The sequence below is a fragment of the Abyssisolibacter fermentans genome, assembly GCF_001559865.1.
GTDB lineage: Bacteria > Bacillota > Clostridia > Tissierellales > MCWD3 > Abyssisolibacter > Abyssisolibacter fermentans.
Window position 1 is genome coordinate 1 of the sequence record NZ_LOHE01000028.1, and the last position, 21,741, is coordinate 21,741.

20 protein-coding genes are annotated in these 21,741 nt (G+C 29.3%); 2 read left to right on the forward strand and 18 right to left on the reverse strand.

Annotation, left to right across the window (positions count from 1 at the left end):
- Positions 1–605 precede the first annotated feature (605 nt).
- The 7 genes from AYC61_RS20910 to rlmD all read right to left on the reverse strand — a co-directional run bounded on the left by AYC61_RS20910 (position 606) and on the right by rlmD (position 5,650).
- Entirely contained in the window at positions 606–779 is a 174-nt protein-coding gene (locus AYC61_RS20910) for a hypothetical protein (protein ID WP_156456295.1), read from the reverse strand.
- A 26-nt stretch (positions 780–805) separates the two neighbouring features.
- A complete protein-coding gene (locus AYC61_RS01600; protein WP_156456296.1) occupies positions 806–1,303 on the reverse strand; it encodes a hypothetical protein in 498 nt (165 codons plus the stop codon).
- A 524-nt stretch (positions 1,304–1,827) separates the two neighbouring features.
- Entirely contained in the window at positions 1,828–2,715 is an 888-nt protein-coding gene (locus AYC61_RS01605; RefSeq protein ID WP_066495836.1) for a zf-HC2 domain-containing protein, read from the reverse strand.
- On the reverse strand, positions 2,708–3,196 hold the full coding sequence (locus tag AYC61_RS01610; protein WP_066495839.1) for an RNA polymerase sigma factor: 489 nt from the start codon (positions 3,194–3,196) through the stop codon (positions 2,708–2,710). The genes AYC61_RS01605 and AYC61_RS01610 overlap by 8 nt, the downstream gene beginning before the upstream one ends.
- Before the next feature lie 277 nt (positions 3,197–3,473).
- Positions 3,474–3,791 (reverse strand): hypothetical protein, encoded by a 318-nt coding sequence (locus AYC61_RS01615; RefSeq protein ID WP_066495842.1) that lies wholly within the window; start codon positions 3,789–3,791, stop codon positions 3,474–3,476.
- Between the two features lie 118 nt (positions 3,792–3,909).
- Entirely contained in the window at positions 3,910–4,095 is a 186-nt protein-coding gene (locus AYC61_RS01620; protein ID WP_066495846.1) for a hypothetical protein, read from the reverse strand.
- A 187-nt stretch (positions 4,096–4,282) separates the two neighbouring features.
- Positions 4,283–5,650 (reverse strand): 23S rRNA (uracil(1939)-C(5))-methyltransferase RlmD, encoded by a 1,368-nt coding sequence (gene rlmD / locus AYC61_RS01625; RefSeq protein ID WP_066495856.1) that lies wholly within the window; start codon positions 5,648–5,650, stop codon positions 4,283–4,285.
- Positions 5,651–6,123: 473 nt separating this feature from the next.
- On the opposite strand from rlmD, the gene AYC61_RS01630 reads away from it, so the two are divergent.
- Entirely contained in the window at positions 6,124–7,470 is a 1,347-nt protein-coding gene (locus AYC61_RS01630; RefSeq protein WP_066495858.1) for a GerMN domain-containing protein, read from the forward strand.
- A 188-nt stretch (positions 7,471–7,658) separates the two neighbouring features.
- Here AYC61_RS01630 and AYC61_RS01635 read toward each other — a convergent pair whose 3' ends face one another.
- The 10 genes from AYC61_RS01635 to whiA all read right to left on the reverse strand — a co-directional run bounded on the left by AYC61_RS01635 (position 7,659) and on the right by whiA (position 19,822).
- Complete coding sequence (locus tag AYC61_RS01635; protein WP_066495860.1) at positions 7,659–8,672, reverse strand: aldo/keto reductase; 1,014 nt, start codon at positions 8,670–8,672, stop codon at positions 7,659–7,661.
- Position 8,673: 1 nt separating this feature from the next.
- Positions 8,674–9,066: an FxsA family protein gene (locus AYC61_RS01640; protein WP_066495862.1), complete on the reverse strand. Its 393-nt coding sequence runs from the start codon at positions 9,064–9,066 to the stop codon at positions 8,674–8,676.
- Positions 9,067–9,086: 20 nt separating this feature from the next.
- Entirely contained in the window at positions 9,087–9,500 is a 414-nt protein-coding gene (locus tag AYC61_RS01645; protein ID WP_202906780.1) for an acyl-CoA thioesterase, read from the reverse strand.
- 447 nt (positions 9,501–9,947) lie between these two features.
- Entirely contained in the window at positions 9,948–11,702 is a 1,755-nt protein-coding gene (gene pyk / locus AYC61_RS01650; protein ID WP_066495872.1) for a pyruvate kinase, read from the reverse strand.
- A 10-nt stretch (positions 11,703–11,712) separates the two neighbouring features.
- Positions 11,713–12,687 carry a 6-phosphofructokinase gene (pfkA, locus tag AYC61_RS01655; RefSeq protein ID WP_066495874.1) on the reverse strand — a complete coding sequence of 325 codons (975 nt, stop codon included), beginning with the start codon at positions 12,685–12,687 and terminating at the stop codon, positions 11,713–11,715.
- 82 nt (positions 12,688–12,769) lie between these two features.
- Complete coding sequence (locus tag AYC61_RS01660; RefSeq protein ID WP_066495875.1) at positions 12,770–12,961, reverse strand: hypothetical protein; 192 nt, start codon at positions 12,959–12,961, stop codon at positions 12,770–12,772.
- 183 nt (positions 12,962–13,144) lie between these two features.
- Entirely contained in the window at positions 13,145–16,621 is a 3,477-nt protein-coding gene (locus tag AYC61_RS01665) for a DNA polymerase III subunit alpha (protein WP_066495884.1), read from the reverse strand.
- Between the two features lie 754 nt (positions 16,622–17,375).
- A complete protein-coding gene (locus tag AYC61_RS01670) occupies positions 17,376–18,443 on the reverse strand; it encodes an HD-GYP domain-containing protein (protein ID WP_066495886.1) in 1,068 nt (355 codons plus the stop codon).
- Between the two features lie 159 nt (positions 18,444–18,602).
- Entirely contained in the window at positions 18,603–18,866 is a 264-nt protein-coding gene (locus AYC61_RS01675; RefSeq protein ID WP_066495888.1) for an HPr family phosphocarrier protein, read from the reverse strand.
- Complete coding sequence (gene whiA / locus AYC61_RS01680; RefSeq protein ID WP_066495889.1) at positions 18,863–19,822, reverse strand: DNA-binding protein WhiA; 960 nt, start codon at positions 19,820–19,822, stop codon at positions 18,863–18,865. The genes AYC61_RS01675 and whiA overlap by 4 nt, the downstream gene beginning before the upstream one ends.
- 299 nt (positions 19,823–20,121) lie before the next feature.
- Here whiA and AYC61_RS01685 point away from each other — a divergent pair, with 299 nt between their 5' ends.
- Entirely contained in the window at positions 20,122–21,174 is a 1,053-nt protein-coding gene (locus AYC61_RS01685; RefSeq protein ID WP_066495891.1) for a M42 family metallopeptidase, read from the forward strand.
- Positions 21,175–21,221: 47 nt separating this feature from the next.
- Here the strand turns inward: AYC61_RS01685 and AYC61_RS01690 are convergent, their stop codons facing one another.
- The gene (locus AYC61_RS01690; protein ID WP_066495895.1) at positions 21,222–21,680 is read right to left on the reverse strand and encodes a GyrI-like domain-containing protein; all 459 of its coding nucleotides are present in this window, start codon (positions 21,678–21,680) and stop codon (positions 21,222–21,224) included.
- Positions 21,681–21,741: the final 61 nt, after the last annotated feature.

Consider the following 21,741-nt stretch of genomic DNA (forward strand, 5'->3'; position numbering starts at 1 on the left):
TTGTAGTTCTTGTAACGGCTTATTCAGCATGTCTACTAAATCTCCGATAGTTTGTGTTTTGTCTTCTATAAATGTTTTTATTATTTTTTCTAAAACTTTTACCCCAAACTCATTAAAGTGTAGTATACTATCATACATAAGAAAGCACCATCCTTTTGTTAAATTTGTTTTCGCAAACTTATATTATCACAAAAGGGTGCTTTCTTTTTTTATTTTTTTCCTACAATAACTTTACGCTAACTAAAATGATTCTATATTATAAATCGCAATATTAAATGTCGCATTAAATTTGTTGAGTTATACCAGTATAATTTTGTAAATCGTATATGATGATACTATTATACATTAATGCTATTAAGAATATAATACACTGCCACTGCACTACATTCATTTCTTAATTGTAGTGCAAATACTAATGCTAAAACAAGGCATATAGTAACAGTAATAATCTATCATCAAACATCTTTGTTTGTATATCAGTGCCCTTAATAATATGCTATCTTTTATAAAATTTTTCAACTACACCTTGATTTCCATTTTATCAATAAAAAGCTATACTTTTTTTACTAAATATCCTTATACTCAATATATATGAAATGTGATTTTTATACAAACAAATGAACCGTCCCCTTGTTTGTACTATCGCTTGCTCTTATTACATCAATCAAGGTCTTTCTTTCTCTTTCACCTGAAATCACAGTAATAGTTTCAACCTTACTACTATATTTAATAGCTTGTTCATATTCTGAGTAATTTCTAACTACTAGGAATCTCTTCATCCCTTCTACCCCCTTATATAACTTATCTACCTTATTTGCCATAACTGAACTGACTCTTGATTAAAACTTTCTGAAATTACTCTTATACTATCTTTTACATCCTCATAAACATTTTGAGAAAACCTAGACATATCTTCATATACTGTAATCCCTGAGTAATTTTCCGACATGCTATAGACTACCTTATCTCCAAATACATAACATTTTCCATGAACTAATTTTTCATTGATGCTATTTAATACCCCAAATAAATAACTTTTACAATGTATCTCTAGGTGATTACATACTACTTCCATTTCAATTCGCTTCTTATCTATGTCAATTACACAGATATACTCATAATCAAAATCTATAGCCTTGGCTTGGATTGACAAAGAATCATAGAAACAACTATGAAAATCTCCCGTCCAATCTACTACTGTATGCATAGCTCCTAGAATCTCATAATCTCTATAATGTTTTGTCAAGCTACTAACATCCTTGTTATGTTTGATTATTTCTTCTAACCTCTTTGAATATCCCATTGTTTCATAACCTCCCATACATTATTAAAATTTCTCCTCTACCTTTATTAGTCCCTTAGCCTCCATATATGCATATATATGATTACATGTGTCAAATTTCTATTTTTTGATACATACAGTATTTGTGCATAAAAATAAGGCGCCTTAGTTACAAGACACCTTAATAAATCCTGCTTAATAGCAAGAAAATTTATTTGATTATAATGCTGCTAATATTTATTAACCACCAACCAACACCGCCACCAATAATGAATATTACAAACAATATAATTAAAGGTGTCGAAACTTTCTATCAACATCTATTATTATACTATCATCTCAATCATTTTTGCTGACCTATCCATAAATTGTAACATTATTGTAATATTAATAAATATATCTATAAAAAGTCAAAGAATAGAGATACCATTAAGTCTTAGCATATATATTCATGCACAATTAATTCCATATCGCCTAATAAGAATTATACGCAATAGTTGGACTACAAATTGGAATTTGTGAACTTCGTGTTATGCTCATAATAGTTAGTGCCTAAATTTCGAATGTTTCTTTTTATACAAAATATAAAATAGAGAATAAATAGGTATTACTAAAAGCAAAATCAAATAAAAATCACGAGTTGCTGAGTATGAGGTAGCATTAAATCCTGTAATCATAACATGACTTACAAAGTAAGAAACAGGAACAATTAGAATCTTTACTATAATAGCTTTAACCTTTTCTCTCTTTCTGAATATTAGAAAGAATACTACCAAAACAAATGTAATTAACATGTCAAGAGTAATATAGTAATTCAAAAACAATCGTGGCAAGGTAATAACACCGCCATTAGAAATTGGATTTTTACCATATATTACTTTATCCTCTTCTCCTCCGTTAGACACATAATAAATCGTGTTCACTTCTTCATTATTTGGGTTTACTGTAATGGTTTGGGATTTTGTAGCGTCAATAATTTCATTCCATGCTGTATTATAAATACTAATATTATATATTCCTTGCTCACTTTGTGTTAGTTCATATTCTCCAACAAAAGAAAGCGTTACACTGTTATTATTCTCATCTACAGTAATAATCTCAGATGATTGAGTATAGGGTATATATTCAGGTGCAGTTAGATATGCAAATGATAATATTACAACGATGGCTGAAATAGTTGCTGAGAGCATTGCAGTAAATACTCGTTTTTTCTTTATATCTAAACCTATTTTTTTCAGAAATGCTATGTCATCTTTTTCAGTTATAACAACTGTAGGTGTTTCTAAATCGGATTTTAATAATGAAAGTTCCTTTTTACAGTCATTACAATTCAGCAGATGTTCTTCAACAAGTTTCTTTGTGTCTTCGCTGACAATGTTATCAGCATATAAAGGCAAAATATCCTTTACAATGTTGCAATTTATTTTATTCACTATGATTTCCCTCCATTTGTTCTAATATTTGTTTTTTAGCTCGGTAATAAGTAACCCTCGCCCAACTTTCAGTTTTGGTAAAAATTAAGCTTATTTTGTTAAAAGATAGACTGCCGAAAAATCTTAACATAAAAACTTCTTTATAAGGTTCGCTCATATTGTGCAAAATTTTTAGTATCAAAATAGATTGTTCTTTTAATATCAAATTATCCAAAACATTAGTTTTACCATCCACATTGTCCTCAAGCTCGTAAGGCGAGAAAATTTTTTGGCGATTATACTCTGTATAATATGTGTTTCGTGCTATGGTAAAAAGCCAGGCTTTAATATCTTTTCGTCCGTCAAATGTATGAATGTTCTTTATCGCTTTTAAAAATGTGTCTTGTGTAATATCTTCGGCAACGGCTTTATTTTGTGATAAACCATACAGAAATGTATATACATCTTTGAAATACAATTTATATACTTGTTCAAATTCCAAAGTCAAATCCTCCTTTCACCTCACTAACTAATGAAATATGATTTCGTTACAAAGTTTTTAAAAAAAGTTGCCTACAAATGCAGACAACTATACTAAGGGGTATATAATCTTCTCTACAAATTCCTATTTATCAGTATGATAAACAATTATTTGTCCATAATTTTTTATTAATGAACATAAATCTACCAATGTGCTATAGCATCTAGAATATTTATTTCGTACTTTATATCAAATATGATTATTTATATTATATATCTTATCACAAACCCCCTTAAAATTAAAAAGGTACTTTTCCTGTCTTTAGTTCCTTGGTTATTCCTTTTTCCTTTTCTTTTCGTGTTGGTATGCCTAAAAATTGCTCTTTTACTTGATTTCTACATTGTTTTCTATTACTTATCTGTGATATTATAGGATTTATAAGCTTTGTCGAAGTATCTATATTCTCAAGATAAAAAATATTATTGCATATGGGGCACTTTAGTTCAATCCTACCAACTACCCCTCTTTTAATTAGTCCTATTGCTTTTTTACAATGAGAACAGTATATTGAATCAAAATCATTTCTATTTAGTGTTACTTTTTTATTGGAATTCATAATTATCTACCTCTTATAATATTAATAATCAACACCCGCTATAAATACATCCTCATTTGATGATTCATATTCTTCTTGCAGGTCAAGTTGGAGATATAATACTTTCTCATACCATGCCTTATAAATCTAACTTCTCTCCTAAGGTTTTAGCATCTTCTAAATCTATTTCATAGTTACATTTAAGTATTACTAGATGCAAAGTATCATCATATTGGTTTCTAATCATCATATCAGCCTTTTTAATTTCCTTTTCTATATATTCTACTTGTATCTCTAATAATTCTTGCTCTATATAAGGTTTCATATGTAATCCTTCTTTCTGGTCTTTTTTATTTATCTATCGCAACTTAAGTATCTTACCCTATATTAATACCTCTGTTTCTAATTATTTATGTCCACCTTATACTCATGTCTCATTTTCTACTTTATTTTAGATACATTTAAAAAGCTATCTCTTTTTCCTATAAAGAGATAGCTTTCATCTAAGCATATTATTTAGTTATTCTCTTTAACAACACACAGCACTCAATGTGCACCGTAAACCCAAACATATCCACAGGTTGGACTTCTTCTACTCTATACCCGTTTTGTGATAGGTATTTTAAATCTCTTGCTAGTGTTGCTGGGTTGCAGGATACATACACTACTTTTTTTGGCTGCATCTGTATTATTGTGTCTAGTACTGATTGTTCACAGCCTTTTCTTGGTGGGTCTAGTACTACTACGTCTGCTTTTATACCTTGTGAATATAGCCTAGGAAATATTTCTTCTGCTGCTGCTGCATAAAATTCTGCGTTGTTTATGTTGTTTAATTTTGCGTTTTCTTTTGCGTCTTGTATTGCTTCTTTTACTATTTCTATTCCGTATACTTTTTTTGCTTTTCTTGCTAGAAACAATGAAATCGTTCCTATTCCACAGTATATGTCAAATACCGTTTCTTCTCCTTTAAGCTCTGTATATTCTAATGCTTTTTGGTATAGTACTTTCGTCTGCATAGGATTTACTTGGAAGAATGATAGTGGTGATATTTTGAATTTTAAGTCTTCTATGTAATCAGTTATTTTGTCCTGTCCGTATAGTGTTATGCATTTTTCTCCTAGTATTACGTTACTCCTTTTGTTGTTTATGTTCTGAATTATACTCTTTACATTTGGTATTTTTTTGCACATTTCTATAAATTCTTTTTTGTTTGGCAGCTTTTCGCCTTTTGTTATTATTACTATCATTAAGTCTCCTGTTTTAAAGGATGTTTTCGTTAATATGTGCCTTACTATTCCTTTCCTTGTTCTTTGGTCATATGGTTTTATATTATATTTCTCCATATACTGCCTGAATACTTTTAAAACTTCGTCGTTTATATCATGCTGTATTATACAGCTTTCTGTATCTACTATCTGCTGACTTCCTCTTTTGTAAAAGCCTATTTTAAATTTGCCATTGCTATAACCTACAGGGAATTGCGCTTTGTTTCTGTATCTTGTTATTTGCTCCATTCCTAACGTGTCGTTAACCTTTACATCTTCTAATCCACCTATTCTCATTAAATCATTTTTTACTCTATTTGTTTTCATTTTTAGCTGTGCATTGTAGTCCATGTTTTGAAGCTGACATCCTCCGCAAATATCTGCTTTATCACATATTGGTTCTGTTCTATATTCTGAAGGTTTTATAATCTTTTCTACTTCTGCTACTGCATAGTTCTTTTTTATTAATACTATCTTTGCTAGTACTTCATCATTTGTTATTGCGCCGTTAACAAATACTGCAAAATTATCTATTCTACTAAAGCCTTGACCTAAATGGTTCATATCTATTATTTTTATTTCATGTAACTCATTAGTTTTTACTGGTATATCCAAATTATGTGCTCCTTCCAAAAAAAATATATAATTTGTGTTTATTTATGGCATATTCTGGTGTAAAATATATATAAGCTAGTCTTTATCCCTGATTATTCATATAACTTTGAATAATATGCTGTAAGTTTCTGAATTAGAAGATTTCAGTGAATTCGAAGGCATACCGAGTTGGTATGTCAAGAATTTAATGGATATCTTATAATCAGAAGGATGCAGTAGAGTATTTAATTTTCTATGAATAATCTGGGTTTATATAGAACATGTTTTTACTAAATTTTACATAGTTGTTTTATATCCCATTGGAAATTGTGAATTTTTGAAATCATTTCCATTATATAGTGGTAAAATTCTATCTTTCTATATATTTAATAAAAGCTCTTGTTCCTCTACAACATGTTTCATACTTATTTTTATACTTAAGTATATTTTAATTCACTGATAATATTTATACAAGATAATTAGGAGTGATTTGATTGTTTAGGTCAATTAAAAATATATTCATTATTATACTCATTGGTTTTCTAGGTACTGGAATTTCCATCAGATATAGTCCTATTGCATCTATTGATATAGACAATATTAATGAACCTTTGTCTAAAAGCTTTGTCTCACTTGAATGCGATTATATAAATCAAAAAATCATTAATCCTCATACTATATTTATTTCTTATAAATCTGAAGATATTGAAAAATTAAGTTTCTATGACGATTACATACTTAATGGTAAAATATACAAGAATGATAAGTTCTATAAATCTGTCAATTTTACTAAGGTAAATGGAAAGAAACCATTTGACATTGTTGTTTCTCCAGATAAACCATATCAGTTAAGTATTGATTTGTCTAAAGAAAAAATGATGCTTCCTGATGGAGAATATAAATTAGTTATTACTACTAATGCTATAGGTCATAAATATACTTGTAATTCAATTGATTTAAGTCTTAAATACAAAAGTACTTCTCCCTATGTAAAGGCCTTAAATAAAATACCTGATCAAAGTCTTAAAGCTATGACATTGTATTACTGTAGTAAAGATAATAGCATTGAACAATTAATCCCTATTACTAGGTTTAAAAGTGTAAAGCGAAATATATTTAATTCTACTTTAAAGGAACTGCAATTGCCGCCAAGTCTTAGTACCGGTCTTAGTAATATATCTCCTATAAGCAAATTTAATTATATTACCAATAAAAATGGTATCACATATATAGATTTACCATCAATAGAAACTATATACACTAATCCTAAAACAGCTGCAAAAGCTATGAATTCATTCATGAAAACTGTTGGAACACTACCCAATGTAGGAAGAATAAAGTTTTTAGTAGATTATAATAAGGCTGATACTTTTTTTAATGGCAAAAAAATAAATAATTCTATACAGTACAATATATACAACAAAGCTTATCTAGCTTATGATAGTGGTAAAAGATATTTTCTAGTTGATTGTGATGTTCTTTCTATAAATAATTCTGATGATATTAATACAAAAGCTCAAAAGATTTTTAAAACTATGCAGAATTATGAATATCATGGAATGTTAAATGTTATTCCTAAGAATGTTAAACTTGTTGATAGTTCTTTTAATGATAGTATACTTACTCTAAATTTTAGCAAAGAATTCTTAACAGCTCATGATGGAAATGAAAATTTAAAAACTATGATGATAGATTCTATATTGTTTTCTTTTACTAGTATTAAAGATGTAAAATATATTTCTGTTAAGGTTAATAATAATTCTATTGATAGTTTTAATGGATATAATTTTGAAAAGCCTATAGCTAGACCTTTGTATATTAATCCTGAAACATCTGATTGATAGTTACGAGTTTTGTCGCTTACTACTTTCTTCTTAATTAGTAAGCGCTTTTGTTTCTGCTAAAAAAAAACTCAGCTATCGCTGAGCGCAAAAAAATACCAAAATCAGTTGCCCTTTTTTTCAAAAACATATTTCTTAATTATAACCAATTATAATATATTTATTCTTATATTCAAAACTTTTTTTATTTATTTCGAAAAATTTTCTGAAACTCTCTTCATCATCTTTCTAATTGGTAAATCATAAGGACACCTTGGTTCACATGAACCGCACTCAATACAGTCATGTGCAGTCTTATCTAATCCATTAAATCTTTCTTTAGCCCAATCTTCTAAATCATATTTTGTAAGATATGCTTCTAGTATAAATTGTGATGGTATATCTATACCTTGTGGACAGGGTGCACAATAACCGCAGCGTCTACAAAACTCTGTTCCTAATTCTTTAGCTTCTGTCATTATTACTTGTCTTTCTTCGTCTGTTAAAGGTCTTAAATCATTAGCTACTGCTGTATTTGCTCTTATATGTTCTACTTTATCCATTCCTGGTATAACTGTTGAAACATTAGTATTTTCTAGTATATATCTTATTGAATATTCTACATTTCTTATTGCTCCACCAGCAACGGGCTTCATTACTATTACTCCTATGTTAAGTTCTTTTGCTCTTTTAAATATTCCCTCCGCTTGTGGTTCTACCGGATTATATGGAAATTGTATAGTTGCAAATTCGCCTGTTTCTACTGCATCTTCTAATATCGCTAATGTATGACTTGTTATTCCTATTGCTTTAATCTTACCTTGTGCTCTAGCCTCTTTTAATGCTCTTAATGCTCCACTTGATGACATTACTTGCTCATATGCTTCTACTGTCTTTACGTTATGCATTTGGTATAAATCTATTGTATCAATATTTAGTTTTTTAAGGCTAATATCTATATCCTTCTTCATTGCTTCATATGTTCTAGCTGGAGATTTGGTTGCTATATACCAATTTTCTCTACCAGTTTCTTTTATACCATATCCTATTAATTCTTCGCTTCTTCCATAAGCTCTTGCAGTGTCTATGAAATTTATTCCATTTTGTTTTGAGGCTTTTATTAGTTCTACTGCTTTTTTTTCATCAACTTTTTGAATAGGTATTCCTCCAAAACCAACAGCTGAAACATCAAAGTTTGTTCTTCCTAGTTTTCTCAATTGCATACTAATACCTCCAAAAATTTATATTACCTTTATCAAGCATTTTATTAAATTTTATTCTTATAAAATTCTTATATAAAACTCTTGTAAAAGGTATTACTAAACTAAATCCAGCTATGTCTGTAATTATTCCGGGAGTAATTAAGAATGCTCCTCCTACTAAAACACATAGTCCATCTATCAAATTTTCCGCTGGCATGTGACCACAACTTAATTCATATTTAATTTTTGATATTATTGCTTTCCCTTCACTTTTAGCTAAATATGCTCCAACTACCCCTGTGATTATCACTATTAGAAATGTCGTTAATGCACTCGTAGCTTCAGCAACCTTTAACAATATATAAAGCTCAGCCAAAGGCACTACTGTAAAAAGCAAAATGAGCTTACCTAACATTTTCAATCCTCCTAATTTAATTACTCTAATGATACAGACTTGATTAATTTATCCCATATATTCGGGAATTGTTTCTTTAAATTTATTGGTCTTAGTTTTTTATCAACAAATGCATGTTCTGTATGTCCTAAAGCTAATGTATTACCATTACATCTAACTTCATAATTTAAAACCACTCTTACTCCTCTTACTTTAGTTAATTTTGTTTTTATACATATTTCATCATCATATTTTGCCGGCTGTAGATATTTACATCCTACATCTATAACTGGTAACAATACTCCTATTTCTTCTAATTCTCTATAGTACACTCCTATTTCTCTTAAAAATTCAGTCCTGCCAATATCAAACCAAATAAAATAATTTGAATGGTAAACTATACCCATTTGATCTGTTTCTTCATATCTAACTCTAAACTTAGTCTCTTTAATCATATGTATATCCCCCATTAAAATTCTTTTTTTGAACAACTATTTCACCATAATATTATATCAATTTTTAGAGTAGATATCCATTGGATAAATATTTAAGTTTAGAAAGATTAGAATAAAATCTTCGATTATAACAACGGAAGCAATTACGTAGTAATTGTAACACACCGTTTCAACAAGGCGAAAAATTTCACATTGCCTTTCTTGCAAATCTAATCGGTGCCAGCCACCTATAGAGGTTAGAGGACATCTTGCGCCTTGTTATAACAACAGAAGCAATTGCGAAGTAATTGCTACACACCGTTTCAACAAGGCGAAAGATTTCACAATGTCTGTCTTGCAAGTCTAATCGGTACCCGCACCTATAGAGGTTAGAGGACATCTTGCGCCTTATTATAAACAAACTGGGATAAATCATATCCCAGTAATTAAATAAATAATAATATCTTTTTATAATATTCTTGCTGCTCCTTTAAATACTACTCCACCATTTCCATCTACTGTTACTAAATCTCCATCTTGTAATTTTTCTAAAGCATTATCTGCACCTACTATGACTGGTATTCCAAGGTTTAATCCTACTACTGCTGCATGTGAAGTAAGCCCGCCTTTTTCTGTTATTATAGCTGCCGCTTTTTCCATATATTTTACCATATCTTTATCTGTAGCTATACTAACTATAACATTTCCTTCTTCAAATTTTTCCTCTGCATCTTTTATATTTTGTATTTTGCAAACATTACCTATAGCAGAGCTTCTTCCGATTCCTGTTCCTTTAAATACTATCTCACCAACTGTGTGTATTTTAACTAAATTCGTACTTCCAGACACTCCAACTGGAACTCCAGCAGTTATAACAACTAAGTCTCCATTATTGATATATCCCTTTATTACTGCATTTGATACTGAATTTTCAATAATTTCATCTGTTGAATTACTTTCTTCTATCAGAATCGATTCAACTCCCCAAACCAAACATAGTTTTCTTCTAACTTTACTACTACTTGTTGCAGCTATTATTTGAGATTTAGGTCTAAATTTAGAAACTGCTCTTGCTGTATAACCAGAAGATGTTGCAGTTATTATAGCAGCTACTCCCAATTCTAAAGCTGTCGTACATGTAGCATGGCTTATTGCATTTGTTACTGATATAGTTCTATAAGCTTTCTTTTTTAATATTCTTTCATAATCTATTGTTGTTTCTATTTTCTTTGCTATATTTGACATAGTCTCAACTGCTTGAATTGGATATTTACCAGCTGCTGTCTCCCCTGATAACATTATTGCATCTGTTCCATCTAATATAGCATTTGCTACGTCTGTAACTTCAGCTCTTGTAGGTCTTGGATTTCTAATCATTGAATCAAGCATTTGTGTAGCTGTTATTACTGGTTTTCCTGCTTTATTACATTTCTTTATTATCATTTTTTGTACTAATGGTACATCTTCTGCTGGAATTTCTACTCCTAAGTCACCTCTAGCTACCATTATACCATCAGAAATTTCTATAATCTCGTCAATGTTATCTACGCCTTCTTGATTTTCTATCTTTGAAATAATTTCTATGTCAGATGCATTATTTGCTTCTAGTATTTCTCTTATTTTTAATACATCTGCTGACTTTCTAATGAATGAAGCAGCTATAAAATCTATATCATTTTTTATACCAAATTCAATATCATCTACATCTTTTTGAGTTATAGCGGGTAAATTAATTTTTACACCCGGTACATTAACACCTTTTTTATTTTTTATAACACCAGCATTTTTCACTACGCATAATATATCGGTAGAATTTGGTTTAGTAATAACCTCAAGTCCAACTAAACCGTCGTCTATTAGTATTGTATCCCCTACTTTAACATCATCTGTTAGCCCTTTATATGTTACAGCACATATTTGGTCATTTCCTAAAATGTCTCTTGTAGTAATCGTAAAATTTTGCCCTTCTTTTAATTCAACCACGCCATTTTCGAAATCTCCAGTCCTAATCTCAGGCCCTTTTGTGTCCAGCATAATGGCAATGGGAGTATTTTCATTTTTTCTTAATTTCTTAACCATGTCGATTCTACCTTGCTGTTCATCATGGCTGCCATGCGAAAAATTCAACCTAGCAACATTAAAGCCGCTTACAATCATACTTTTTAAAATTTCTTCCTTGTCTGTAGATGGTCCTAAAGTACATACTATCTTTGTTTTTTTCATTTAATCACTCCTATATAGAAAGTATTTTTGCAAGTTCATACATATCTTTATTAAATTTTTTATCAGTAGCTAATGCTTCATCAATATCCATTGCAAAAAGTTCATTTCCTTTAATTCCTATAACTTTTCCTGATTCATCTTTCATAAGAAGTTCTACAGCTTTTGCACCCATTCTACTAGCCATTATCCTGTCGTTTGTAGATGGACTTCCACCTCTTTGAATGTGACCAAGTACAGTTACTCTTGTTTCTATACCTGTTTTGTCTTCTATTTCTTTACCTAATTCAAAAGCATTTTGTGATCCTTCAGCAACTACACCTTCAGCTAAAACTATTATACTATGTAGTTTACCTCTATTTTTCCCTTGAAGAAGCTTTTTACATACCTCATCTATATCAAAACCTTCCTCTGGTAAAATAATACTTTCAGCTCCTCCTGCTAATCCAGCATATAAAGCAATATCACCACAATGTCTTCCCATTACTTCAATAATATTTGCTCTTCCATGTGATGTAGATGTATCTCTAATTTTACTTATTGCATCTAATACAGTATTAACAGTTGTATCGAATCCAATCGTAAAATCTGTATATGCAAGATCGTTATCTATTGTTCCAGGTAATCCTATAGTTGCAATTCCAGCTTCACTTAATTTTTTTGCTCCCCTAAATGAACCATCTCCGCCTATTACTACTAAACCTTCTATACCAAAAACATTTAATACATTAATTGCTTTTTTTCTACCTTCTTCAGTTCTAAATTCATCACATCTAGCACTTTTTAATATAGTACCTCCTCTATGAATTATATCTCCAACAGAAGACAGTGTCATTTCTGTTATATTTCCCTCTATTAATCCTTGATATCCTTTATTTATTCCCATAACTTTTAACCCATTGTATATTGCTGATCTAACAACAGCTCTTATAGCTGCGTTCATTCCTGGAGCATCTCCTCCACTAGTTAAAATGCCTATTTTTTTCATATATATACCCTCCTTACTTTTTTGCCCCTCATGGACATAACTTGTCCCACGTTGTTTTTAAAAAAACATTTATCAGTATATTTTATAAACCAAGCTCGTGAATAACATTTTGAACCTCTTCTGCTTCAAATTCAGGAGCTAATATCTTGTAAATAGTATTACTTTCATATTTACTAAATTGTTCAATTTTAACTACAAAGCCTTCTAATGTTAACTTCTTTTTTATGTCTTGAGCAGCCTCAAAACTATTTGCTAAATAAACTGCTGTCCACATTGCTTTGCCTCCCTATTTTATTATTGAGCAAGCTTTATATATAACTTTTATTATAACTGCTAATTTACAATAATAGTATATCCTATTACATATTCAATATTACTCATAATTACTTTAATTATAGCATATTTTTTTATGCAGTTAATATTTTTTTTATCAAATTCGATTATTTATATGATAATTTTACTTTAATACAACATTATCGCTTCCTAATAATGCTTTTAAGCTATCTAAACAATTAGATTCGTCTACATCTGCCCAATGTTGATTGTCTGCTTTTACTGTTTTTTTATCTTTTTCAATATATACAAAAACCGGTGTACTTCCATTATATCTTCTCAATATTCCTTTTATATCATTAAATATTTTTAAATCCATATTACTTGCAATTTTTAGATAAAGTTTTTGTTTTTTCATACCTACTAACGGTTTTATTCTATCTATAATAATTTTAGGGTCATCTGATTCATTTAAATTTAGTCTTCCTTGCATAATTACTACATTATCTTCTTTTATATGTTTTTCATATTTATCGAATATCTTTGGAAATACAATAGTTTCTATCGAACCGTACAAATCCTCTAATGTAACAAATGCCATCATATTATTGTTTTTAGTAATCATTTCTTTTGTATTAGTAATAATTCCTCCTAAAGTTACATTAATACCATCATTTAATAATGTACTCTGTTTGCCTTCTCCCAGATTTTCATTTGCCTCTCTTATTTCACTCGTATTAGTACTAGATATATTTTTTAATTCTTGTTCTATTTCAGATAATGGATGTCCACTTAAATAGACGCCTGCCATTTCCTTTTCCATTGATAACAAGTTTTTAGTATCAAATTCATTAATATTTGGCAAATTATCATCATTTACTGAAATACTACAATCAGTTATTTGATCAAAGATTGAGAATTGTCCTTCTATATTTTTCTTTCTATCATTATTGATATGAGCCATAATGCGTTCATGTACTGCCAAATATTGAGATCTGTTTCCTCCTAGTGAATCCATGGCTCCACTTCTTATTAAGCTTTCTACGGTTCTTTTATTTAATGATCCATCATCTACTCTAGAACAAAAATCAGTAAGACTCATGAATTTACCATTTGATCTTCTTTCTCTTATTATAGATTCTATAACTGAATTACCAACATTTTTTATTGCAGCTAGTCCAAAACGTATCTTACCTTTAAATACTGTAAAAGAAGCATAACTCTCGTTTATATCTGGTGGTAATATTTCAATATTAAGTCTCTTGCATTCCTGGATATATAGCGATATTGAATTTGTATTTCCCATAATACTGGTTAATAGTGCAGCCATAAATTCAATCGGGTAATAAAATTTAAGCCATGCTGTCTGGTATGCCAACAGTGCATATGCAGCTGAATGTGATTTATTAAATGCATATTTTGCAAAATCAATCATCAAGTCATATATTTTATTAGCTGTATCTTCATCTACCCCATTACTTATTGCACCACAAATTTCAACTTCTCCGTTTTCATCTTTTTTACCGTATATGAAATGTTTTCTTTCCTGTTCCATTACTTTCATTTTCTTCTTACTCATTGCTCTTCTAACAAGGTCAGACCTTCCCATAGAAAATCCACCAATATCTCTAACTATTTGCATAACTTGTTCTTGATATACCATACAACCATAAGTCACATTTAATATGTGTTCTAATTTGGGGTGTAAATATTTTATACTTTCTGGGTGGTTTTTATTTGCTATATATGTTGGTATTTGACTCATTGGTCCTGGTCTATATAGAGAGTTTGCAGCTATTATATTCTCTAAACAATCTGGTTTAAGCTCTTTTAAGAAATGTCTCATACCAGAACTTTCAAATTGAAATACTCCTAAGGTTTCACCTTTTGCAAACATTTTATATACATTTCCATCTTCATAATCGTCTTTAGTAAAACTAACTTTCACATTGTGATTAGCTTCAATTAGATCTATTGCATCTCTAATAACGGTCAGATTTCTCAAACCTAAAAAATCCATTTTTAATAAGCCTAATTCTTCAAGCTCTGTCATTGTATATTGGGTTGTTATGCAATCACCATTCTTGCTTAACGGCACATATTCATTTACTGGTAGCTTTGATATTACTACACCCGCTGCATGTGTAGATGTATGTCTAGGAAGACCTTCTACAGCTTTTGCTATATCTACAAGTCCTTTCACTTTTGTTTCACTATCATATGCTTGTTTAAATTTAGGACTCACTTCTAACGCCTTTGAAATATTCATACCTAATTCCATAGGTATAAGCTTAGCTACATAATCTACTTCACCATAGCTCATGTCAAGCGCCCTTCCTACGTCTCTTATAGCTCCTCTAGCAGCCATTGTACCGAACGTAACTATCTGAGCAACTCTATTAGCACCATACTTTCTTATAACATATTCAATAACTTCTTCTCTTCTTTCATAGCAAAAATCAATATCTATATCTGGCATAGATACTCTCTCAGGATTTAAAAATCTTTCAAATATTAGATTATACTTCATTGGATCAATATCTATTATTCCTAACACATAAGATACAACGCTTCCTGCAGCTGAACCTCTACCAGGTCCAACCATTATCCCATTATCTTTTGAAAATTTTATAAAATCCCATACTATTAAAAAATAGTCGACATAACCCATATTTTCTATAGTACTAATCTCGTACTCTAGTCTTTCCTTTAGTTCATCTGTAATTACATCATACTTCTCCTTTAAACCGTTATAACAAAGTTCTCTTAAATATTGCTTATTTGTATAACCCTCTGGTATTTCATATTGTGGCAAATGTAAAGTATTAAAATCAAATTTAACATTACATCTGTCAGCTATTGTTTTTGTGTTTTTATATGCTTCGTCAAGTTTAGGAAATAAAAGTCTCATTTCTTCTTCTGATTTTAAGTAAAACTCTTCTGTTGGAAATCTCATACGATCTTGCTCATTAACAGACTTACCTGTTTGTATGCATAGCAAAACATCGTGAACCTTTGCATCACTTTTTTCTATATAATGAACATCATTTGTAACTACCATTGGTATGTTTGTTTCTTCACTTAGCTTAATAAGTTGTTTATTTATCTTAGTTTGTTCTTCTATTCCATGATCTTGCAGTTCTAAATAATAATTATCCTTACCAAAGAAATCACTATATTTTAAAGCAATTTCTTTTGCCTTATCATAATTATCATTATTTAGGTGATATTGTACTTCTCCTGCTAAACATGCACTAAGTGCTATTATCCCGCCTTTATACTTTTCAAGTACACTAAAATCTATTCTTGGCTTGTAATAGAATCCATTTATATATCCTTCAGATACTATTTTCATTAAATTAATGTAACCCTCATTATTTTTTGCTAACAATACTAAGTGATACTGTCTTTTATCTTTAACAGGATCTTTATCAGTATATTTTCTTTTTGACACATATACTTCACATCCAATAATAGGCTTTATTCCTTTATTTTTTGCAGTTTTATAAAAATTCACTACACCAAACATATTACCATGGTCTGTTATAGCTATACTATCCATTCCCAGCTCTTTTACTTTATCTATAAGCTTATCTATTCTTGCGGCTCCATCCAACAAACTATATTCCGTATGAACATGAAGATGTGTAAAATCAGACATATTATTCCTATTCCTTTCTACTCTAAAATCAATACAATCATTTATCTTAGTTTAATTATAAAGTATTAATATTCATTTTACAATATAACTTATATAGATATTCTAATAGACAATTACAACATATTTTTACAACAATTTATTTGAATTTTTATTGTAAAAAACTTTATTATGTTCAAAAGCGGCTTAAGCCACTTTAAAAATGGTTACTCATATATTTTTTCTAATCGCATCTACTCTAAACAAACAGTAACCAATTGCTCTAGTAACTGTTTCAACCAATAAATTAACTAGGGCTCAATCTGAGGTTTCTTTGCAGGTAACTTTTAAGGAACAATTTTTTCAACGCTTCTATATTAAATGAAAAAAATTGGTTCTTTACAGGCGCCAGCAAAGATTCTCAGATTCGTGCCCCACTCCATTTGGTAATAAATCACCATTATGTAATAACTTCTTACTCACAACGCCTGCCCATAAAGAAATTAACCATTATATCCTATAGAAGCTACATGACATTTTTTGACCACGACATTGATGCCTATATTTTTTCATCTTTATATAATCAGAAAAATATAGGCATCTCCGAGTAAAAAAAATGTCTTGTATGGCTTCAACACAAAAACATTGAGTAACACTTCCCTCAAAGGTTTACCCTAGTTATTTTAACAATTTTTTGAGCTTTTGTTGCAGAATTTTTTATTATAAAAAAGAGAATTAAGTATTTTTAATATACTTTAATTCTCTTTGATTACTATCATTACACATCATTAAATGTTGCTACAATAGTTATGGTATTACTATTGATAAGATTAATTTCATAAGGTTCACTTAATTTTTTACCATCTGAATCATATACTATTTTCACTACAGGTCTTGTTGGAAAATTCTTAAAATTATTAACTACAAAACCTTTTTCTTTTGTATTGAGTATTATTCCTTTACCAATAGGATATAGTGCAATATTCTTTATAAATTTTCTAACTAGAGTATAATCAAACTGTATACCACCCATGGACATTAGATATTCAATAGCCATGCTAACTTCAACTCTTTTTCTATATACTCTATCTGTAGTAAGAGCATCATATACATCTGCTATAGATACAATCTTCACATATTCAGGTATTTCATCTCCTTTTAAACCTGTAGGATATCCTTTCCCATCATACCTTTCATGGTGCAAGAGTATTATTTCGCATACTTTATCATTAACACAATTTTGCCTTCTTATAGCTTTATATCCAAGGTTTGTATGTTCTTTGATTATATCATACTCTTTTTTAGTTAGTTGTGAAGGTTTATTTATAATTTCTTTAGGAATTAAAGCTTTCCCAACATCATGTAATATAGCTCCTGTTCCTAAATCCATAAGTTCATCTTTGCTATATCCTAAAGTTAATCCTGTTAATAAAGATAGTACTGCAACTTTTACACAATGTTCTAGGGTGTATTCATTTATAGCCCTTATTTCCATAATTTGTACGATTAGATTGTTATTATCAAACAAATCTTTTATTATTGTATTTAAAACACTTCTTATTTGCTCTATATCTATTTCCTGATAGTATGATATATTGTTCATAGTTGAATCCACTATACTAATAGCTTTTTGTATAGCTTCATCTTTTATTATATCATCTATTTCTATATCCCCTATTAAATCATTCTCTATATATATTCTCTTTATACCATGCTTTAATAATCTTTCAATGTAATTGTATTTTATCTTTGTTCCTTTGTTTATTAGTATTGTACCATTAGCAGTGAAAACCGTTTTAGCACAAACCATATCTTCTTTGATTTTATTAACCGTTAATAATCTCATGTAAGTTACCTCTAATTTTTTCAAATTGTTGGAACACAATTCATATGAGTAAAACCATTCATACTTATTAAATTTCTATAGATAAATATTGAAATCCTCTATAATTTTTATATTAATTTAATAAATAATCATAATTTAATATTTGGAATAAATACATACCTACTCATCATCAACATTATTTAAAAAATCAACTAATGTATCAATAGCTTCATTTTCATCATCACCACTAGCTATTATGGTAATTTCGTCACCATATGAAACTCCTAAAGCCATAATACCCATAATGCTTTTACCATTTATTTCCTTATTATCTCTTTTTATATATATATCACTTAAAAACTTACTTGCTCTTTGTACAAACAAAGCAGCTGGTCTAGCGTGTAAACCTACTTTATTCTTTACAACTATATTTGCTGATTTCATTTTTTCACCTCTCTCCTTAATTTATCTGCTATTCTTTCAATTCTTCTTAGTCGATGATTTACACCTGATTTCCCAATCGGCAATGTTAACATTTTCCCAAGCTCAACTAAAGTAGCATCCTTATTTTGTAATCTCAACTGAGCTATCTCAATTAAGTTTTCCGGAAGATTTTCAATGCCAATTGTATTTTGTATATATTCAATATTATTAACTTGCCTTAACGCAGCTTCAATAGTTTTATTTAAATTTGCTGTTTCACAATTAATAATCCTATTAACATTATTTCTAACGTCTTTAAACACTCGAATATTTTCTAAATTAAGAAGCGCAGTATGTGCTCCTATAATATTTAACAGATCAACGATTTTTTCAGATTCTTTTATGTATACTACATAATTTTCTTTACGTATAACTATTTTTGAATTCAAGTCATATAAGTTCATTATTTGTAGCAAATCTTTTGCGTGTTTTTCATTGCGAGTTACAAATTCTAAATGATAAGTTTTTTCCGGATCACTTAAAGAACCTCCACCTAAAAAAACTCCTCTAATATATGCTCTTTTACAGCAATCATTATGTATAATTTTTTTAGGTACATTATAATTTATGTCAAATAAGTTACTGCAATCTTTATCTACAATCCCTGTTTGTATCAAAATATTCTTTGCAATAACTTCATCATCAACCACTATTAAATAATTGTTATTCTTTTTAAGTTGTTTATTTTTTCTTACCATAACCTCTGTATGAGAATTAAAAAGAGTTTTAAGTATTATAAATAATCTTCGAGCAACGGCAGCATTTTCAGTAGATAGTTTTAAATTAATCTTTTTAAAGCCACTTAAACTTATACTACCACTCATTCTTACAAAACCTGCTATTTCAGCAATCTGACAACATTTTTTACTCAAAGGTATTCTCGCTATTTCATTTTTTGTCTTTGACGAAAATGACATTTGCATCTTCTCCTAACCAACATTATTCATAATTATTAATTCTCTAACATAATGTATATTATTTCTCTAACATTGTATTATTAAAACAATTAAGAAAAATATATTCTAAAAAAGAGTACACATTATTAATTTAACATATTATCATCTTTCTTTCAACTTATTATTAATCAAATATGTTAAAGTTAATTATAATACATTATTGGATTTATTGCCATAGTTTTAATAATAATATATACTATATATTATTAGTATAGGCTAATTATACTATATAAAATCATTTACGAAGGAAGTGTTTTTTAATGAGATTTGATAATGAATATATATTAAATTTTATGGAGAAATTACTAAATACACCTAGTCCTACAGGAGATACAGTCAAAGCAATAGATTTAGTTAAAAAGGAATTTGACAACATGGGAATTGATACATACAAGACTATAAAAGGTGCACTGGTTGCTACTATTAAGGGTAAGGATAATGATTATCAAAAAACTTTGTCAGGTCATGTAGATACATTAGGTGGTATGGTTAAGGAAATAAAATCTAATGGCAGAATAAAATTTACTAAAATTGGTGGATATGCTTTTAACTCTGTTGAAGGAGAATATATAACAATTAACACTATTAATAATAAGCAATATACAGGAACTATATTAATTAAAACAGCTTCTACTCATGTTTACGGTGAAAAAACTGGTAGTACTGAAAGAAATGAAGAAAATATGGAAATTAGATTAGATGAAATAGTAAAAAATGAAGAAGATGTTAAGAAGCTTGGTATAAATGTAGGTGATTTCATTTATTTTGATCCTAGAGTTAAAATAACTGATAGTGGATTTGTAAAATCAAGACACCTTGATGATAAAGCTGGTATTGCTGCTATCTTAGGAACTTGCAAATATTTAATTAATAACAAAATTTCTATTCCTCATACAGTAAATTTCTTTATAAGTAATTATGAAGAAGTAGGTCATGGTGCAGCGGGTTCTGTCCCTGAAAATACTAAGGAATTTGTTGCTGTTGATATGGCAGCTTTAGGAGATGGCCAAGCTTCAGATGAATACAATGTTACTATCTGTGCAAAAGACTCGAGCGGTCCTTATGATTTTGGACTTAGGAATAGATTAATCAAGCTTGCACAAGACAACAATATAGATTATAAGGTAGACATTTATCCTCATTATGGCTCAGATGCGAGTGCTGCTGTGAGAGCAGGTGGAAGATTTAAGCATGGGTTAATTGGACCAGGTGTTGATGCTTCTCATTCATTTGAAAGAACTCATGTGATTTCTTTAGAAAATACTACAAAGCTTTGCATAGCATATATCTTAGAAAAAATAGAAAATCAATAATCTATAAAGGTTATGACATAAAATTAGTCATAACCTTTGTTTTTGGTTTATTTCAATGCAATAAATATATCTACAATCATATCACTCATATCCTCTGAATTATTACGGTATAATTCAAAATCATATGTGTAAGCTCTATCTAAGTTCATATTCCAAATTTTCATCCAGCCTTCTCCAACAGCTTTTTGAACATTCCCTCTTACTGTGAATTTTGCATATTTGCCAGATGGTATTATTATTTGTGACATCTCTTCATTTAAACTATCTGATTTCTTTACTTCACAGCCAATCATGAAATTATAAGGCTTTGTATAATCTCCTTCATAATCATAGTAAATTCCCATAACATTTGGTACTGCTTTATCTAATATTTCATTGTAAATATTTTTAACATTAAATTGATTCCACATTTCAGCTATGTCTTTTACTGCTTCTCCATTATTAATAATTTTTTTTGATATACCTACAATTTTTTTCTCTTCTAAAGTTATTATTTCATAATTCATATTATTATCCTCCCTTATTTGTTATATCTTATGATAACAAACAAAAGTGAACAACTATATG

Coding starts and splice junctions, on each gene's coding strand:
- AYC61_RS20910 (WP_156456295.1), bottom strand. CDS start 779: ATGAAGAGATTCCTAGTAGTTAGAAATTACTCAGAATATGAACAAGCT.
- AYC61_RS01640 (WP_066495862.1), bottom strand. CDS start 9,066: ATGTTAGGTAAGCTCATTTTGCTTTTTACAGTAGTGCCTTTGGCTGAG.
- AYC61_RS01670 (WP_066495886.1), bottom strand. CDS start 18,443: ATGAGATTATTAACGGTTAATAAAATCAAAGAAGATATGGTTTGTGCT.
- pfkA (WP_066495874.1), bottom strand. CDS start 12,687: ATGAAAAAAATAGGCATTTTAACTAGTGGAGGAGATGCTCCAGGAATG.
- AYC61_RS01620 (WP_066495846.1), bottom strand. CDS start 4,095: ATGAAACCTTATATAGAGCAAGAATTATTAGAGATACAAGTAGAATAT.
- AYC61_RS01600 (WP_156456296.1), bottom strand. CDS start 1,303: ATGGGATATTCAAAGAGGTTAGAAGAAATAATCAAACATAACAAGGAT.
- pyk (WP_066495872.1), bottom strand. CDS start 11,702: ATGAAAAAAACAAAGATAGTATGTACTTTAGGACCATCTACAGACAAG.
- whiA (WP_066495889.1), bottom strand. CDS start 19,822: ATGTCATTTTCGTCAAAGACAAAAAATGAAATAGCGAGAATACCTTTG.
- AYC61_RS01645 (WP_202906780.1), bottom strand. CDS start 9,500: ATGATTAAAGAGACTAAGTTTAGAGTTAGATATGAAGAAACAGATCAA.
- AYC61_RS01635 (WP_066495860.1), bottom strand. CDS start 8,672: ATGCAATTGAGAAAACTAGGAAGAACAAACTTTGATGTTTCAGCTGTT.
- AYC61_RS01615 (WP_066495842.1), bottom strand. CDS start 3,791: ATGAATTCCAATAAAAAAGTAACACTAAATAGAAATGATTTTGATTCA.
- AYC61_RS01690 (WP_066495895.1), bottom strand. CDS start 21,680: ATGAATTATGAAATAATAACTTTAGAAGAGAAAAAAATTGTAGGTATA.
- AYC61_RS01675 (WP_066495888.1), bottom strand. CDS start 18,866: ATGAAATCAGCAAATATAGTTGTAAAGAATAAAGTAGGTTTACACGCT.
- AYC61_RS01660 (WP_066495875.1), bottom strand. CDS start 12,961: ATGTGGACAGCAGTTTATTTAGCAAATAGTTTTGAGGCTGCTCAAGAC.
- AYC61_RS01685 (WP_066495891.1), top strand. CDS start 20,122: ATGAGATTTGATAATGAATATATATTAAATTTTATGGAGAAATTACTA.
- AYC61_RS01665 (WP_066495884.1), bottom strand. CDS start 16,621: ATGTCTGATTTTACACATCTTCATGTTCATACGGAATATAGTTTGTTG.